This is a genomic window from Streptomyces roseicoloratus (genome assembly GCF_004117935.1).
In the GTDB taxonomy this organism is placed as follows: Bacteria; Actinomycetota; Actinomycetes; order Streptomycetales; family Streptomycetaceae; genus Streptomyces; species Streptomyces roseicoloratus.
Genome location: NZ_SDOY01000112.1, coordinates 76,500 through 91,899, shown reverse-complemented (window position 1 = coordinate 91,899; position 15,400 = coordinate 76,500). Strand labels below are relative to the sequence as shown.

The 15,400-nt window shown below is 75.2% G+C and carries 15 protein-coding genes; 8 read left to right on the top strand and 7 right to left on the bottom strand.

Going from position 1 to position 15,400, the window contains the following annotated elements:
• Positions 1-156 precede the first annotated feature (156 nt).
• Together ESG85_RS13790 and ESG85_RS13785 are read left to right on the top strand one after the other, a co-directional pair.
• On the top strand, positions 157-1,077 hold the full coding sequence (locus ESG85_RS13790; protein WP_128978994.1) for an AfsR/SARP family transcriptional regulator: 921 nt from the start codon (positions 157-159) through the stop codon (positions 1,075-1,077).
• A 231-nt stretch (positions 1,078-1,308) separates the two neighbouring features.
• Positions 1,309-3,315 carry a helix-turn-helix domain-containing protein gene (locus ESG85_RS13785; protein ID WP_128978992.1) on the top strand — a complete coding sequence of 669 codons (2,007 nt, stop codon included), beginning with the start codon at positions 1,309-1,311 and terminating at the stop codon, positions 3,313-3,315.
• 343 nt (positions 3,316-3,658) lie between these two features.
• Here the strand turns inward: ESG85_RS13785 and ESG85_RS13780 are convergent, their stop codons facing one another.
• Positions 3,659-4,873 carry an IS701 family transposase gene (locus ESG85_RS13780; protein ID WP_128978991.1) on the bottom strand — a complete coding sequence of 405 codons (1,215 nt, stop codon included), beginning with the start codon at positions 4,871-4,873 and terminating at the stop codon, positions 3,659-3,661.
• 394 nt (positions 4,874-5,267) lie between these two features.
• Here ESG85_RS13780 and ESG85_RS13775 point away from each other — a divergent pair, with 394 nt between their 5' ends.
• The 3 genes from ESG85_RS13775 to crcB are packed head-to-tail and all read left to right on the top strand — an operon-like array spanning position 5,268 to position 6,465.
• Positions 5,268-5,678, top strand: coding sequence for a FluC/FEX family fluoride channel (locus tag ESG85_RS13775; RefSeq protein ID WP_128978989.1), 411 nt, complete (start codon positions 5,268-5,270; stop codon positions 5,676-5,678).
• Complete coding sequence (locus tag ESG85_RS13770; RefSeq protein ID WP_128978987.1) at positions 5,675-6,115, top strand: DUF190 domain-containing protein; 441 nt, start codon at positions 5,675-5,677, stop codon at positions 6,113-6,115. The genes ESG85_RS13775 and ESG85_RS13770 overlap by 4 nt, the downstream gene beginning before the upstream one ends.
• The gene (gene crcB, locus ESG85_RS13765) at positions 6,112-6,465 is read left to right on the top strand and encodes a fluoride efflux transporter CrcB (protein WP_128978985.1); all 354 of its coding nucleotides are present in this window, start codon (positions 6,112-6,114) and stop codon (positions 6,463-6,465) included. The genes ESG85_RS13770 and crcB overlap by 4 nt, the downstream gene beginning before the upstream one ends.
• A 57-nt stretch (positions 6,466-6,522) precedes the next feature.
• On the opposite strand, the gene ESG85_RS13760 is transcribed toward crcB, so the two are convergent.
• Together ESG85_RS13760 and ESG85_RS13755 are read right to left on the bottom strand one after the other, a co-directional pair.
• Positions 6,523-7,965: a DHA2 family efflux MFS transporter permease subunit gene (locus ESG85_RS13760; RefSeq protein ID WP_128978983.1), complete on the bottom strand. Its 1,443-nt coding sequence runs from the start codon at positions 7,963-7,965 to the stop codon at positions 6,523-6,525.
• Between the two features lie 13 nt (positions 7,966-7,978).
• Entirely contained in the window at positions 7,979-8,626 is a 648-nt protein-coding gene (locus ESG85_RS13755) for an NADPH-dependent FMN reductase (RefSeq protein ID WP_128978981.1), read from the bottom strand.
• Positions 8,627-8,753: 127 nt separating this feature from the next.
• Between ESG85_RS13755 and ESG85_RS13750 the strand changes: the two genes are divergently transcribed.
• Positions 8,754-9,458: a TetR/AcrR family transcriptional regulator gene (locus ESG85_RS13750; RefSeq protein ID WP_128978979.1), complete on the top strand. Its 705-nt coding sequence runs from the start codon at positions 8,754-8,756 to the stop codon at positions 9,456-9,458.
• Here the strand turns inward: ESG85_RS13750 and ESG85_RS13745 are convergent.
• On the bottom strand, positions 9,434-10,360 hold the full coding sequence (locus tag ESG85_RS13745; protein WP_246094996.1) for a hypothetical protein: 927 nt from the start codon (positions 10,358-10,360) through the stop codon (positions 9,434-9,436). The genes ESG85_RS13750 and ESG85_RS13745 overlap by 25 nt on opposite strands.
• A gap of 263 nt (positions 10,361-10,623) precedes the next feature.
• A complete protein-coding gene (locus ESG85_RS13740) occupies positions 10,624-11,664 on the bottom strand; it encodes a serine hydrolase domain-containing protein (RefSeq protein ID WP_246094994.1) in 1,041 nt (346 codons plus the stop codon).
• Positions 11,665-11,825: 161 nt separating this feature from the next.
• Between ESG85_RS13740 and ESG85_RS13735 the strand changes: the two genes are divergently transcribed.
• The gene (locus ESG85_RS13735) at positions 11,826-12,188 is read left to right on the top strand and encodes an ArsR/SmtB family transcription factor (protein ID WP_128978977.1); all 363 of its coding nucleotides are present in this window, start codon (positions 11,826-11,828) and stop codon (positions 12,186-12,188) included.
• 54 nt (positions 12,189-12,242) lie between these two features.
• On the opposite strand, the gene ESG85_RS13730 is transcribed toward ESG85_RS13735, so the two are convergent.
• Both ESG85_RS13730 and ESG85_RS13725 read right to left on the bottom strand, forming a co-directional pair.
• Entirely contained in the window at positions 12,243-12,830 is a 588-nt protein-coding gene (locus ESG85_RS13730) for a dihydrofolate reductase (protein ID WP_128979160.1), read from the bottom strand.
• A 101-nt stretch (positions 12,831-12,931) separates the two neighbouring features.
• Positions 12,932-13,729: a thymidylate synthase gene (locus tag ESG85_RS13725; protein WP_128978975.1), complete on the bottom strand. Its 798-nt coding sequence runs from the start codon at positions 13,727-13,729 to the stop codon at positions 12,932-12,934.
• Positions 13,730-13,943: 214 nt separating this feature from the next.
• On the opposite strand from ESG85_RS13725, the gene ESG85_RS13720 reads away from it, so the two are divergent.
• Positions 13,944-15,326, top strand: coding sequence for an MFS transporter (locus ESG85_RS13720; protein ID WP_128978973.1), 1,383 nt, complete (start codon positions 13,944-13,946; stop codon positions 15,324-15,326).
• Positions 15,327-15,400: the final 74 nt, after the last annotated feature.

Sequence of the window (15,400 nt, the reverse complement as noted above, 5' to 3'; positions counted from 1 at the left end):
ACGACCTTTCCATGGCCGCAAGACGGTGCAAAACGGGCAAAAAAGCCGTCCGCAGGGTCCAGTGATTCCATACCGTCCGGTTTCTTATTGACATGCCGCGCGGTCTCTTTTCTAATCGTCGAGGGTCATCCCGTGCGCAGATGCTGAGGGGGCAACGTGGACGTCCGGATCCTGGGGGGACTTTCGGTGCGCGAGAACGGGGTGTCGATCACCCCGACCGCCGCCGCACCGCGACAACTGCTCGCGCTGCTCGCCGCCCGAGCCGACCAGGTCGTCCCGGTCTCCGTCCTCATGGAGGAGCTGTGGCCGTCGGGCGCTCCGCGCGGAGCGCGCGCCGAGCTCCACTCCCACATCCTGGGGCTGCGCTCGCTGATCGCCGCCGCGCTGAACGACGGCCGGGGCGCCGGCCGTGGCGCGGAGGACCGGCCGGCGGCGGACGGACGCACCGCCGAGACCGTGCTCGCCGCCCAGTCCGGCGGCTACCGGCTCGACACCGGCGGCGGCTCCCACGACGTCCGGCAGTTCGAGCGCGCGGCCGGCGCCGGATACCGCGCCATGGAGACGGGCGACCTCGCGCGCGCCGCGCTCCGGCTCGGCGAGGCCCTGGCCCTGTGGCGCGGCGAGCCGTACGCGGGCGTCGACGCCGGCCCCGGGCTGCGCGCGGAGGGCGAGCGGCTCGAGGCATCCCGGCTCAGCGTGCTCGACCAGTGGGTCGAGGCCCGACTGGGACTCGGCCGGCACGCCGAGCTGGTGCCCGAACTCGCCGTGCTCGTCGCCCGCCACCCCGTCAACGAGTCGCTGCACGCCCAATTCATGGTCGCCCTGCTGCGCTCCGGCCGCACCGACGACGCCGTGGAGGTCTACCACCGGCTCTGCGCGGCCCTGAGCGCCGACGGCGGCCGGGAACCCTCGGCGCGCCTGCGCCGGCTGCACCGCTCGCTGCTGACCGTACGGGAGGTCCCCCGGCCCCGCGTGCCCACGCAGGTGCCGGTGCCGGCCCCGGCGCAGTGGCAGGCGCAGGCGGCGTGGCTGCGCCCCCTCCGGCTCGTACCGGCCGTCGCGGGCGCGCCCGCCTGACACGCGCTCACATGTGCGGCGCCCGCGTGGGCGTGGCGATGGCCCGCCCCCGGGAAGGCGCGCGGCAGCGGACCGGCACACTGGAGCGGGTGCAATCGGGCGGAAGAGGAACGAACGGGAATGAAGCAGTCGATCTCACCGTTGACCGCCGTGCACGTCCGATCTAGTTTCGGCCAGCGGTACGGGTGCGGACGGCGACACCCGGTTCTGCTCAACAGCGGGAGTTGAGACATGTCCGACCACGGCACGGACGGGGGCGGGGGCGTGGACGCGCTCTCCGTGCTGGAGCTGCTGGCCCAGCAGGCGCCGACCGAGCGGTTCGCCGAACTGCTCGACGAGGCCCGTGTGACCGGCCCGCCGCCGGCCGAACTCGCCCGTCTGGAAAGGGCCGTGCACCTCGCCACCGGCATCGGCCGCTCGTTCGCCCGCCGCGAGCAGCGCGAGGCGGGGCTCGACGTCCTCGCCGACACCGCCCGCGACCTCACCTTCCCGTACGACCTGGACGGGCTGCTGCGCCTGGTCGTCCGCCGGGCCCGGCGGCTGCTGGACCTGGACGTGGCCTGTGTCACCCTCCGCGACGCGCGCGGCGTCCGCGTGCTGCACAGCGCCGAAGGCGGCCTCACCGCCTTCGACGCCGCCGCCTGCTCCGGCGCCCTCGACACCGAGGGCATCGGCGGACTCGTCCACGCGACCGGCGGACCGGCCTGGACCGACGACTATCTGACGGACGACCGCTTCCCGCACCTGGCCCCGGTCGACGAGCTCGTCCGTACGGAGGGACTGCGCTCCGTCCTCGCCGTGCCGCTGCGGATCGGCGACACCGTCCTCGGCCTGCTGTACGGTGCCGACCGCCGGGCCCGCAGGTTCGCGGACGGCGAGCTCGGACTGCTCGTCCCGCTCGCCGACCTGGCCGCCGTCGCCACGGAGAAGGCCGGACTCCTCGCCCAGACCACGGCCGAGGTCACCGAACTCGAAGAGGACAGCTCCCGCGCCCGCACCGCGCTCACGCGCATGCGCTACATCGGCGAGGCTCATCGCAGGATCATGAACCTGGTGCTGTCCGGCGGCGATCTGCTCGGCGTCGCCAAGGCCGCCGGTGACGCCCTCGACGCGTGCGTCCTCGTCCGCGACACCGGCGGTCGCACGCTCGCCGCCACCGGCGAGATCACCGGCCTGGACGAGGACGCCGTGGCGAAGGCCTCGCTCGACGCGCACGCGGGCCGCCGCCCGGTGCGCGCCGACGAGTCCGGCGGCAGCGGGGTGGACGACGGCGCCGAGCAGACGTGGGTCGCGCCCGTCATCGCCGGCTCCGAGGACCTCGGCGTCCTCGTCGTACGCGCCACGACCGGCCTCACCGGCGAGGACGAGCGGCTGCTCGAACTCGCCGCCCAGTCCGTCGCCTTCCTGCTCCTCATGCAGCGCTCCACCGCCGTCGCCGAGGGCCCCGTCCGCGACGAGCTCCTCGACGACCTGCTCGCCGAGCCGCAGCACGCCCCGCAGCAGATCGCCCAGCGCGCCCGCCGCCTCGGCATCGACCTGCGCAAGCCGCACGTCCTGGTGGTGGCCCGCCCCGAGGGCGGCGAACAGGGCCGCGCGGTGGTCTGGGCGTCCTCGTACGCGTACCGGATGGCGGGACTGAAGACCGTGCAGGGCGGCTGCATCGTGCTGCTGCTGCCCGGGGTGGACGCGTCCGCCGCCGCGAAGGCCGTCTCCGGCGAACTCGCCCCGCTGCTCGGCCACCCGGTCTCGGTGGGCGCGGCCGGCCCCGGCTGGAGCCCGGACAGCGTGGGACGGCTCTACCAGGAGGGCATGCGCTGCCTGGACGCGATGAGCGCCCTCGGCGGCACGGGAGCGGCGGCGTCCGTGGAGGACCTGGGCTTCCTCGGACTGCTGCTGTCCGACGACCACGACGTGGACGGTTTCGTGGAGTCGGCGATCGGGCCGGTCCTGGACTACGACGCCGAGCGGTTCACGGACCTCACCCACACCCTGGAGGCGTACTTCGCCTCGGGCGGCAGTCCCACCAACGCGGCCGAGGCCCTGCACGTCCACCCGAACACGGTCTCGCGCCGCCTGGAGCGGATCGGCGAGCTCCTGGGCCCGGAGTGGCAGAAGCCCGGCCAGGTCCTGGAGGTGCAGCTGGCGCTGCGTCTCCAGCGCACCCGCGAGGTCCTCGCCCGCCGCCGCGCCGCCCTCGGCGAGACCCGCCAGACGGGGCCGGGCAAGGACGCCCCGTAGGGCGGTCCGCGTCCGGAGGAACGGCGTGGTTCCGCCGCCGGATGCGGCGCGCGGGCGCCGGGCACGGGAGGGGCGGCGGAGGTCTGCCAGAGGCGTACGGGGCATGAGTACGGGGTCCGGGAGCCCCAACTCCCGGACCCCGGTCCGGAGGGACGGCGGGACGGCGGTCCGGAGGGACGGCGGGACGGGGCCGGGAACGGAGCGTTCCCGGCCCCGTCCCCGACCCTGTCCGTCGTGCGAGGCCGCCGCCTCGGCTCGGTCCGCGCCGCCGTCTGTCACCAGGCGCCGACGCCGGCTGGACCTGGGCCCCGGCCCGCCTGTCGCTCGCGGGCCCGACGCCGCCTCAGCCCGCCGAGCGGGCGGGAACCGTCGCGTACGGGGCGCCCTGGTCGGCCGTCGCCAGCACGGTCGCCGCGTGGGCCGCGGAGGCCAGCGTGATGTGCCGGTGCCAGCCGCGGAACGAGCGGCCCACGAAGTCCCGCAGGCCCGCGCCCTCGCCGACCGACCGGAAGTCCCGCTCCACCCGCCGCGACAGCTTGGTGAGCCGCAGCAGCGGGCCGACCGCCGAACCGGTCAGGTCGGTGATCCACAGCCGGGCCGGGGCGCGCCGCGGGTCGTCCCACTCGCCGAGCAGGAGCAGCGGCCGCTGCCGCTCGCCCGCCGGAACGGGCAGGGTGACGCGAACGGCCGTGGCGAGGGAGGTGCGCGAGGTGCGCACACCGGCCGCCGAGTCCACCCAGCTGACCGGGCGGCGCAGCCCCTTCAGGGACTCCAGGATCTGCAGCGCGGTGAGCGGCCCGGCGCCGAAGCCCGGCAGCGAGCGGTCCGCGACGGTCAGCCGGCAGCCCGTGCCGATCCGGGCCACCACCGGGACGCCCGCGAGCGCCAGCCGGTGCAGGGCCGCCCGGCCGGCGCCGCCGCGGATGTCGAGCAGCAGCGGCTTGCGCGCCACCTCGGGCCAGCGGGCGGTGTCGAGCGCCGCGTTGACCGCGCACTCCTCGAGCGTCTCCTCCGCCGCGCCCTCGGGCACCTCGGCGCGGTCGCGCCGCGTCGGGTCCTTGACCCACGGATCGGGCAGGAACAGCCGCCAGTTGACGGGGACGCTGGTCTCCTCGGAGGCGAACCACACGCCGAACGCCTGCTGGCCGCGGAAGACCTGGCCGCGCTCGGGGTCGAAGCGCCGGTCGACGCCGACCGAGTGCTGCCCGGCCTTCGGTATCGGCATGGGCCGGACCACCCAGGCCTGCGGCGAGCCGGTCCGCTGGACGAACCGGGCGAGCTCCGCCCGCATCGGCCGCCAGTCCCAGGTGGAACTGGAGATGAAGTGGTGCAGGCTCTGCTCGGCGGCCGGGCCGCCGATCTGCGCGGCGATGTTGCGGATGGACTTGCGGCCCTGCGCGGTCAGCAGACCGCTCAGGTACTGCTCGGCCTTCATCCGCTGGTCGCGGCGCGGGAAACCGGAGAAGAGCGCGGCGCAGAGTTCGCCGTACACGTCCTCGCCGGCCGCGTCCCGGTGCGCGGTGACGGTCCTGAACCTGGTTGCGACGGATGTACTCACGACACTCCTGCCATGGGGGGTTGTGCAGCTCCCTCCCGCTGCACCTCCACGGTCTCCTCTCCGCGCCGCCAGGAGGAGGTGTAGCCGGCACCCGTCTGAGCCGCCTGGTGGTGGCCGGACCACACCCCCCTGGCGGGAACCCCTCTCCGGAGCCCCCGCACCGGCCCCGCACCGGTCCGATCCGGGGCCGTCATACCCCGTGGGGGGATCTGACAGACTCGCCGCACGGGCTTTGACCGGTGCGACGCCCCGCCCGGAACATCAACGTGAGGCAGCACGGGCCGGACTCCGGTTAATGCCCCAGGCCGGAGACCGTGCCTGTGCGCCTCGTTCCTCCCGCCCGTGTCCCGAGCCCCGCGCCGGGTGGGCGGCCGCACGGCCCTAATCTGGCCTCATGGGACTCCGCGCGCAGCTACCGGTCGTCGGGGCGGTCGCCGCGGGCGGCGCACTCGGTGCCACGGCCCGTTACGCGGCGACCCTCGCCTGGTCCACCCCGGCCGGGGCCTTCCCCTGGACGATCCTCACCGTCAACGCGGCCGGGTGCGCCTTCCTCGGCGCGCTGATGGTGTTCGCGACCGAGACGGCCTCCCCGCCGCACCCGTTGCTGCGGCCCTTCCTCGGCACCGGCGTCTGCGGCGGCTTCACCACCTTCTCGACGTACACGCTCGACATCCAGCGGCTGCTCGCCGGCGGTGACGCCCCGCGTGCCCTGCTCTACCTGGGCGGCACCGCGGTCGCCGCGCTCGCCGCCGTCTGGGCGGGCGTCGTCGCGGCCCGGGCCGCCGGAGGAAGGAGACCGTCATGACCCGCCTCTCGGGCCCCGCGCTGCGCCTGACCGTCCTCGTCGGCGAGAACGACACCTGGCACCACCGGCCGCTGTCCACCGAGATCGTGCACCGCGCGCACGCCGCCGGGCTCGCCGGCGCCTCCGTCTTCCACGGCGTCGAGGGCTTCGGCTCCTCCGCACTCGTGCACACCGCCCGGCTGCTCTCGCTCGGCGACGACCTGCCGGTCGCGATCCTCGTCGTGGACACGGAGGAGCGCGTACGGGCCTTCCTGCCGGAGCTGGACGAGCTCCTCACGGACGGCGGACTCGTCCTGCTCGACCCCTGCGAGGTCGTACGGTACGGGCCGGCCGCCCCGCCGCGGCGTCCGGACGGGCCCGGAGCCGCGGACGCGGACCGGTACGGGCGCGGCGACGGCGACGGGCCCGCTCGCGGTGGCCGGGAGCCGCGGGGGTGAACTGGCTGCTCGTCGTCGCGGGCGCCGCCGTCGGCGCGCCGCTGCGCTACCTCACCGACCGCGCCGTCCAGGCCCGCCACGACTCCGTCTTCCCCTGGGGCACGTTCACGGTGAACGTCGTCGGCTCGTTCGTCCTCGGCCTGCTCACCGGCGTCGCCTCCACCCGCGCGGGGCTGCTCCTCGGCACCGGTCTGTGCGGTGCGCTCACCACGTACTCGACGTTCTCGTACGAGACGCTGAAGCTGTACGAGACCGGCGCGCGCGGCTACGCGGCGGCCAACGTCCTCGGGAGCGTCGCGGCCGGACTCGGCGCGGTGTGGCTGGGCGTCACCCTCGCGGGGGCGCGCTGACGCGGGTCGGCCGAGATCCGGCCGAGACGGCCCGGACTCGGGGCGTCCGGGCGGCGTTCAGGGCCGGCGGCCCGGGAGGAACAGCGCGGGTACGAGCGCCAGGGCCGGCAGCGCCGCCGCGACCGCGTACGTGATCCGGAAGCCGGCCGGGTCGGTGCCCGCCGCGCCGAGGACCACCGAGCACAGCGCCGTGCCCACCGACGCGCCGAGCTGCGAGGTGATGCTCAGCGCGGTGCTCGCCGCCGCCATCCGCTCCTTCGGCAGGTTCCGGCTCGCGGTGGTCATGGTCGGCATCATGACCATGCCCGCGCCGACACCCATCACCAGCGCCGCGCCGACCACCCGCCAGACCGCCACGCCCTCGACACCGGTCTGCAGGGCCGAGAGTCCCATGCCGAAGGCGGCGAGGGCGGCGCCCGCCGGGACCAGACGCCGCGGCGAGGAGGTGTCGACGCGGCGGGCGGCGATCTGCATCGTCCCGCCGACGGCGATCCCGATCGGGGCCGCGAGGAGTCCGGCCGTTCCCGCGCTGAACCCGCGGGCCGCCTGCCAGTACACCGGACCGAGCAGCATCGAGCCGAAGTAGCCGCAGGCGAACAGCGCGAGGGTGCCGATCCCGGCCGCGAACGTGCGGTCGCGGAGCAGCCGCAGGTCGAGCAGCGGCTCACGCGCCGTCAGGGCGCGCCGTACGAAGCCCGCGACGAGGAGCACTCCGGCCGCCGCGGGCAGCAGGGCGCCGGGCGCGGTGAACCCGCCGGCGGCCGGGCCGCCCTCGCCGCCGCGCGCGAGTCCGTACAGGAGCAGGGCGAGGCCGGGGGAGAGCATCAGCAGCCCGGGGACGTCCAGGCAGGGCGCCGGGGCGCCGGCGCGCGGCGCGTCGGGACGCAGCAGCCGCCCGGCGAGCACCAGGGCCACCATGCCCAGCGGCAGGTTGACCAGGAAGATCCAGTGCCAGGAGGCGACGTCGACGAGCCAGCCGCCGAGGGTGGGACCGAGCACCGGACCCACCAGGACGGGCAGTCCGCCCAGTGCCATCGCCCGTCCCATCCGGGCGGGGTCGGCGGCCCTCATCACCATCGTCATGCCGACCGGCATGAGCAGTCCGCCGCCGAGTCCCTGGACGGCGCGGAAGGCGATCAGACTGCCCGCGTCCCAGGCGAGTGCGGCGAGCAGCGAGCCGAGGGTGAAGAGGAGGAGCGCGGTGAGGTACGTGCGCCTGGCGCCGATGCGGCCCATGGCCCAGGCGGCGGTCGGGATGACGGCGGCGAGCGCGAGGGTGTAGGCGGTGGCGGTCCACTGGATGGTCTCCAGCGGGGCGAGGAAGGCCTCGGAAAGGCTGCGCAGGGCCACGTTGACGATCGTCATGTCCAGGACGGCCATGACGGAGCCCAGGATGGTGACGACGAGCACCCGGTCGAGCGGCGTCCCGGCGGTGGGGGCCGCGGTGGGAGCCGCGGCCGGGGAAGCGGAGGTTCCGGCACGTACGTCCGTCCTGCTCATGACCGGGTCCCCCTCAGGCCTGGTACGGCAGGGCGGCCCGGGCGGTACGCAGCGCCCGTCCCCACCAGACGAGCTGGCCGAGCATGCCCTTGGCGGCGCCCTCCGTGACCGCCGCGTCGCGCGGCGCGCCGTCCTCGCCGAACGCCGACCACGGTCCGTGCAGGCTCACCGAGTCGCGCACGGTGGTGGCGTGCATCTCGGCGAAGACCAGCCGGAGCTGCTCGACGGCCCGCAGTCCGCCGCCTATCCCGCCGTACGAGACGAAGCCGACCGGCTTGGCCGGCCATTCGGGCCGGTGCCAGTCGATGACGTTCTTCAGGGCGGCCGGGAAGCTGTGGTTGTACTCGGGCGTGACGACCACGAAGGCGTCGGCGGCGGCGAGCCGCGGCGTGACCCCGTCGAGCGCGGCCGTCGCACGGTCGCTCGGCAGTCCGCCCCAGGCGGGCATGGCCAGCGGCAGGTCGACCCCGGCGAGGTCGAGCACGTCGAGCTCCAGGCCGCCGTACTGCTCCGCGACGCCGGTGAACCAGGCGGCGATGGCAGGCGCCGTGCTGCCGTCGCGGACGCTGCCGACCAGGACGACGACGCGGAGCGGCGCGTGCGTCGCGGCGGTGGCCGCGGTGGTCGTCGCCGTTGCCGTGGTCGCAGTGGTTCCGGACATGACTGTTCCCCCTCGACGAGTCGGCCGGGCACCTTCTGCGTCCGGCACACCAGGAAGGTACAACGCTCGTTGTAAAAAGTGCAACGTGCGTTGTACGTGGTCGGGTGGGCGTGGGTACAGTGCTGTCATGAGCAGCAGCACCGACGACGCCTGGACGGAGCCGGCCCGGAGCGAAGTCCCGCCCCGCAAGCGGGAGAAACAGATGGCGATGGTTCGCGCGGCCTGCGCGACCTTCGGCCGCGAGGGCTACGCGCGCGCCTCCGTCGACGCGCTGGCCGCCGCCGCAGGCGTCTCGACGCGCACGCTCTACAACCACTTCCCGGGCGGCAAGGCCCAGCTCTTCCAGACGGTCGTCACCTGGACGTCCCAGCAGGTACGGGACGCCCAACTCGCCCGCCTGAACGCCCTCGTGGACCCCGAGCGGCTGCCCCACCCCGACGCGCTCGAACGCGATCTGGTCGCCCTCGCCCGCGCGTTCACCGACCTCATCGCCGCATACCCGGACCACTTCGCCCTGGTCCGCCACCTCTCCGCCGAGGCCGACCACGTCCCCGCCGAGGTCCGCGCGGCCTGGCAGGACGCGGGACCGGCACCGGTCGCCGCCGCGCTCACCGCCGCCTTCACCGCGCTCGCCGACGGCGGCCTCCTCGACCTGCACGGCGACGCCCCGCTGGCGAGCGGCCACTTCCTGGCCCTCACCTCGGCCACCGTCCTCCAGCGCTCCCACTACGGCGTCGTGCCGCTCCCCGGGGCCGAGACCGAGCGCCTGCTGCGCGGCGGCGTCGCGGCCTTCCTGCGCGCCTACGGCTACCGGCGCACGGGCGGCAGATAGACGCGCGGACCGGGCGCCGGACCGGCGGCAGCCGGGGCGAGGACGAGCGAGAAGCCGTGGTTCGCGGCCACGGACCGGATGTGCTCGGCCGAGAGCGAGCCGGGCCGCTCCAGCGTCAGCGCGGGCAGCCCCGACCGGCCGTGCCCGGCGGCACGGTGGAAGGACACGACGCTCACCGACACGGGCGCGTGGAACGGGTACCGCCGCCGCGCGGCCTCGTCGTCTTGATGCGCGAGGATCCGCACGCCGGGCTCGCGCCCGAAGTCCCGTACCGCGCCGTCCCCGCGCCAGTGGGGCAGCTCGCGGGAGCGGTTGGCGGAGGTGACGAGCAGGTAGCCGCCGCTGCCGGCGGCGGGAGGCCCTGCGTGAGGTCCGGCGTGAGGCCCGGCGTGAGGGCCGGTGGCGGGCCCGGCGTGGGGCGCGGCCCCGGAGTGGAGGCGTTCGAGGGCCGCGGCCAGGAACTCGTTCGACGGGCAGTGCCGGCCGGGCGCGACGACCTGCACGGTCCGCACGCCGTCGCCCACCGCCGTCAGATGCCCCGGCAGCCGGCCGGCTGCCGGCCCCCGGAAGCCGAACGGCCCGAGCTCGTACAGCTCCTCCATCAGCGACCACACCTGTCTGCGGGGCAGTTCGGCGGGGAGCAGGGTCCAGTCGAAGAGGCCGGGAACCAGTGACGGCACCGTGGTCACGCTGCCGGTCCGCCCCTCCGGCCGGCCTTTCAGCCGGTCGACCCGTGCGAGGACGTCGGGATCGGGACGGGCGGTCAGGGCGTAGAAGTTCGCGAAGCCGTGCACCACCGCGAGCCCGTCGGCCAGTTCGCCGGCCGCCCGGCGTACGCCGGAGGGCTCGCCGAGGAGGAGCGCCGCGGGCGCCCCGGAGGCCACGGCCGTTCCGGCGGCCACAGCTGCTCCGGCAGCCGCCGTTGCTCCGGGGGCCGCCGTTGCCTCCGGGGCCGCAGCTGCTCCGGAGGCCGGGGTCGATCCCGGCGCCTCGACCGCGTCCCCGGGTTCTCCGGCTGCCCCGGTCCCGGCCCCCGCCCCGGTCCCGGCCCCCGTCATCAACGCCGTCCGCTGATCTCCCACCGCCACACCTCCGCGTGATCGTTTACGGCGTGCAACGATTCCGGCCTGATCCGGTCACCGTCGTCACTGTCCGTCATCGGTGGTCAGCGGGGCGGGAACACGGCCTCGCGGAAGGCGTCGCGGACGGCGGTCACCGGGCCCGTCGCACGGGAGAAGTAGAGCTTGTTGGTGAGCAGGACGGCCCAACGCCCGCGCGCGGGGCTGACCCACATGCCGGTGCCGGTGAAGCCGTAGTGCACCCAGACGTCGTCGCGGGCCGAGGTGCCCGGGGCGAGGTGCCAGAACAGGCCCCGGGCCGGCACGAGTTCACCGGTCCGTACGCGCAGCGACGCGGCCACCCACCCGGCGCCGAACGGCGGCCGGACCGGGTCGAGCACCTGCCGCAGGAAGCGCCCCAGGTCGCCGGCGGTGGAGAAGGTCCCGGCGATGCCGCACGCGCCGCCGAGCAGCCGGGTGGAGAAGTCGTGCACGGTGCCGCGCAGATGGGCGCCGGTCTCCTCGTCGTACTCGGTCGGCGCCGTCCGCCGGGCCAGCGGCGCGGGCAGCGGCCCGTACCGCGTCTCCGTCATGCCCAGCGGCTCCCACACCCGGGTCGCGGCCAGCTCGCGCAGGGGGCGTCCGGTCAGGAACTCGGAGAGATAGCCGAGGACGAGCGCGGCCCGGTCGGTGTACTCCACCGCCTCACCCGGCCGCCGCCGCAGCCGCTCGCGCAGCACCCCGTCCCGTACGTCCTGCGGATCCGTCCCGTACAGGGCGCGGAGGTTGGCGCGCAGCGGCAGTCCGGCGGTGTGGGTGAGCAGCTGGAGCGGCGTGACGTCGCCCACCGGGTGCGGGGCGGCCTCGGGCCAGAACTCGCCGAGCCGTACGTCGAGTCGGAGCTTGCCGCTCTCGACGAGCGTGCCGACGACCGGCCACACGGAGACGACCTTGGTGAGGCTCGCGAGGTCGAACAGCGCGTCGCCGGGCCGGAGGGGCGGCTCCCCGGGCGCGAGCGCGCCGACGCCCCCGCCCGCCAGCGGTCCGCCGGCGTCACCGACGGCCCACGCGGCCCCGGGATACACCTGCCCGCGGACCCCGTCCTCCAGGAGCCGCTCGATGCGCGAAGCGGCGACGATCGTGTTCACCTCAGGTGTCTACCCGCACGACGGCCCCGACGACCGTGCCACCGTCTCGCGGGCGGCAGCCGCTCCGCCACGGACCGCGCGTGCGCGTCGCGGCGCGTCCGATCCCGGCGGATCGACCCGGTCGGTCCGGGCGCCCGGCGGGATGTGCCTACGATTCCCCCATGGCCCCACGCGACGGCACCCCTGACGCGACCCCCGGTGCGCATCAGCGCACCCCCGGCGCCCGCGAACTCGACGCGGCCGCCCGCGTCTTCTCGCTGCTCGCCGATCCCACCCGCCTCCACCTGGTGTGGCTGCTGTCGCGCGCCGAGTCGGACGTCAGCGCACTCGCGGAGACGGTCGGCGCGGCCCGGCCCGCCGTCAGCCAGCACCTGGCCAAGCTGCGGCTCGGCGGGCTCGTGGAGTCGAGGAAGGAGGGCCGCCGGGTGGTCTACTCGCTGCCGGACGGCCACATGAAGCGCCTGGTCGTGGAGGCCATCAGCCACGCCGACCACCAGGTGACGGGCGAGCCCTGGCACGACTGACGCGCGGGTGCCGGCCCGGGAACGAGCCGGGGGACGGCTCGGCCGCCCCGTTTCTCAGCCGCGGACGAAGGTCCGGATGCGGTAGCGCAGGCCGGTCGTCGACGTGGCCCAGCCCGGGCCCGCGCCGGTGCCCGTCCCGGTGCCGGCGTCCGAGGCCTTCTCCTCGGTGACCGTCCACGTCGTCGGGTCGAGGGCCGGGGCGTACGTGTCGCCGCCCTCCACGGTCGTGTCGATCTCGGTCACCGAGACCGTCGTGGCGTACGGCAGGGCGGCGCGGTAGATCTCGCCGCCGCCCATCACCCACACCGCGGGTCCGGCGCCGGCCGGGACGTCCGCGGCGGCGGCCGACGCACCGGTGGTCGCGGGCTCCGCGACGAGTGCGAGCGCCTCGGGGACGGATCCGGCGCGCTCGGCGCCCTCCGCCGCCCACTCGGGATCACGCGTCACCACGATGTTGCGCCGACCGGGCAGCGGGCGGAACCGTGCGGGCAGCGAGTCCCAGGTCCTGCGCCCCATGATCACGGGCCGGCCGAGCGTGGTGGCCTTGAAGTGGGCCATGTCCTCGGGCAGGCGCCACGGGATGGTGTTCGCGGCGCCGATCACGCCGTCGACGGCCTGCGCCCAGATCAGGCCGACACCGATCGGCGCGACGGCGTCCGGGGTAACGGCATCGCGTACGACGGCACCCCGTGCGAGGGCCTCCGCCGCCACGACGTCCCTGCCGGGCTCCCGCTGCGCGCCCATCAGATCGCGACCGGGGCCTTGATCGCCGGGTGGTGCCGGTAGTTCAGCACCTCCACGTCGGAGCGCTCGTACGTGAAGAGCGAGTCCGCGGCGTGCAGCTTCAGCTCGGGGAACGCGTACGGCGTGCGCGAGAGCTGCTCCTCCACCTGCTCGACGTGGTTGTCGTAGATGTGGCAGTCGCCGCCGGTCCAGATGAAGTCACCCGGCTCGAGCCCGGCCTGCTGCGCCACCATGTGGGTCAGCAGGGCGTAGCTCGCGATGTTGAACGGCACGCCGAGGAACAGGTCGGCGCTCCGCTGGTACAGCTGGCAGGAGAGCCTGCCGTCGGCGACGTAGAACTGGAACAGCGCGTGGCAGGGCGCGAGCGCCATGCGGTCGAGCTCGGCGACGTTCCAGGCGGAGACGATCATCCGGCGCGAGTCGGGGTCGCGGCGCAGGGTGTCGAGGATCTCGCCGATCTGGTCGATGTGCCGGCCGTCGGGCGCGGGCCAGGACCGCCACTGCACGCCGTAGACCGGCCCGAGGTCGCCCTTCTCGTCGGCCCACTCGTCCCAGATGGTGACGCCGTGCTCGTGCAGCCAGCCGACGTTGGAGTCGCCGCGCAGGAACCACAGCAGTTCGACGACGATCGACTTGAGGTGCACCTTCTTGGTCGTGACCAGCGGAAACCCCTGGGAGAGGTCGTAGCGCAGCTGGTGCCCGAACACGCTTCGGGTGCCCGTCCCCGTCCGGTCGGCCTTGGCCGTCCCGGAAGTGAGCACGTGCCTCAACAGATCTTCGTACTGGGTGTCCGCCACGTTGCCCGAGTCTAATGCCCGCTCTCACTCGCTCCCGCCTGCCTCTCCGGACGCGCCCGACCCCCAAGCCCCGCCGATCCCTGCGGCCCCTCCCGTCACGTCGGCGCCTGCTTGCCGAATACGTCAACACATGCGCAATCATGCACACGTCGGCTACGGTGGCGGAGGAGTCGTGAGGTGTGCCCGCAGCCGACCGAGGGACGAGGGATGCCGCATGCTGTCCGTCCTGCGGAACCGCACGTACCGCCGTCTGTTCGCCGCCCAGGCCGTCGCGCTCGTCGGCACCGGCCTCGCGACCGTGGCCCTCGGCCTGCTCGCCTACGACATCGCCGGCGAGGACGCCTCCGCGGTCCTCGGCACCGCCCTGGCGATCAAGATGGTCGCCTACGTGGGCGTGGCCCCGCTGATCGGCGCCTTCGCCGACCGCGTCCCCCGCCGGGCCCTGCTGGTGACCATGGACGCGAGCCGCGCGGTCGTCGCGCCCGCCCTGCCGTTCGTCACACAGGTGTGGCAGGTGTACGTGCTGATCTTCCTGCTGCAGACCGCGTCCGCCGCGTTCACGCCCACCTTCCAGGCGACCATCCCCGAAGTCCTCCCCGCCGAGCGCGACTACACCCGAGCGCTCTCCCTCTCCCGCCTCGCCTACGACCTGGAGAGCCTCGTCAGCCCCGCCCTCGCCGCCGCTCTGCTCACCCTCGTCCCGTACGCGTGGCTGTTCGCCGGCACCGCCGCGGGCTTCGCCGCGTCCGGCGCCCTCGTCGTCTCCGTGCTCCTGCCCGGGCCCCGGCCGGTCGAGCGCACCGGCGGCCCGTACGCCAGGGCGGCCTTCGGGACGCGCCTCTTCCTCGCCACCCCACGCCTCCGGGCCCTGCTCGCCCTGGACCTCGTGGTCGCGGCGGCCGGGTCGATGGTCCTGGTCGACACCGTCGTCCTCGTCCGCGACACCCTCGGCCGCTCCGCCGGTGACGTGGCGCTCGCCCTCGGCGCGTACGGTGCCGGTTCCCTGACCGTGGCCCTGCTGCTGCCCCGGGTCCTGGACCGCGTCGGCGACCGCACGCTCATGCTGCCGGCCGCCTTCGTGACGACGGCGGTGCTCGGCGCCCTCGCGGCGGGGACGGCGGCGGCACCGGGAGCGGCACGCGGAACGGCGGGGCACGGCACCGCGGCGGGGCCGGGTGCGGGCGGCACCTGGGCCTGGGCGGCGCTCCTCGCGGCCTGGCTGCTCATCGGCGCGGCGACCTCGGCGGTCCTCACCCCGGGCGGACGGCTCGTACGGAGGTCGGCCGGAACGCCCGACCTTCCCGCCGCCTTCGCCGCCCGCTTCTCCCTCACCCACGCCTGCTGGCTCGTGACCTACCCACTGGCGGGCTGGCTCGCCGCCCGCGCGGGCCCGGCCGTCGCGGCGGGCGCGCTCACGGCGCTCGCGCTCGCCGCGTCCGTCGCCGCCGCACGCCTGTGGCCGAGGACGGACCCCGCGGAGCTGCGGCACGCCCATCCCGAACTGCCGGACGGCCACCCCCACCTGGCGGGCACCGGCCGGAGGCACACGCACGACTTCCGCATCGACGTGCTGCACCCGCACTGGCCCGCGAGGTGACACATTCGGGTCCGTGGGCGGCGGTCGCCCCGGCGCGCCGGACCCCGTGCGTCCCGGCCCGGAAGGACGACATC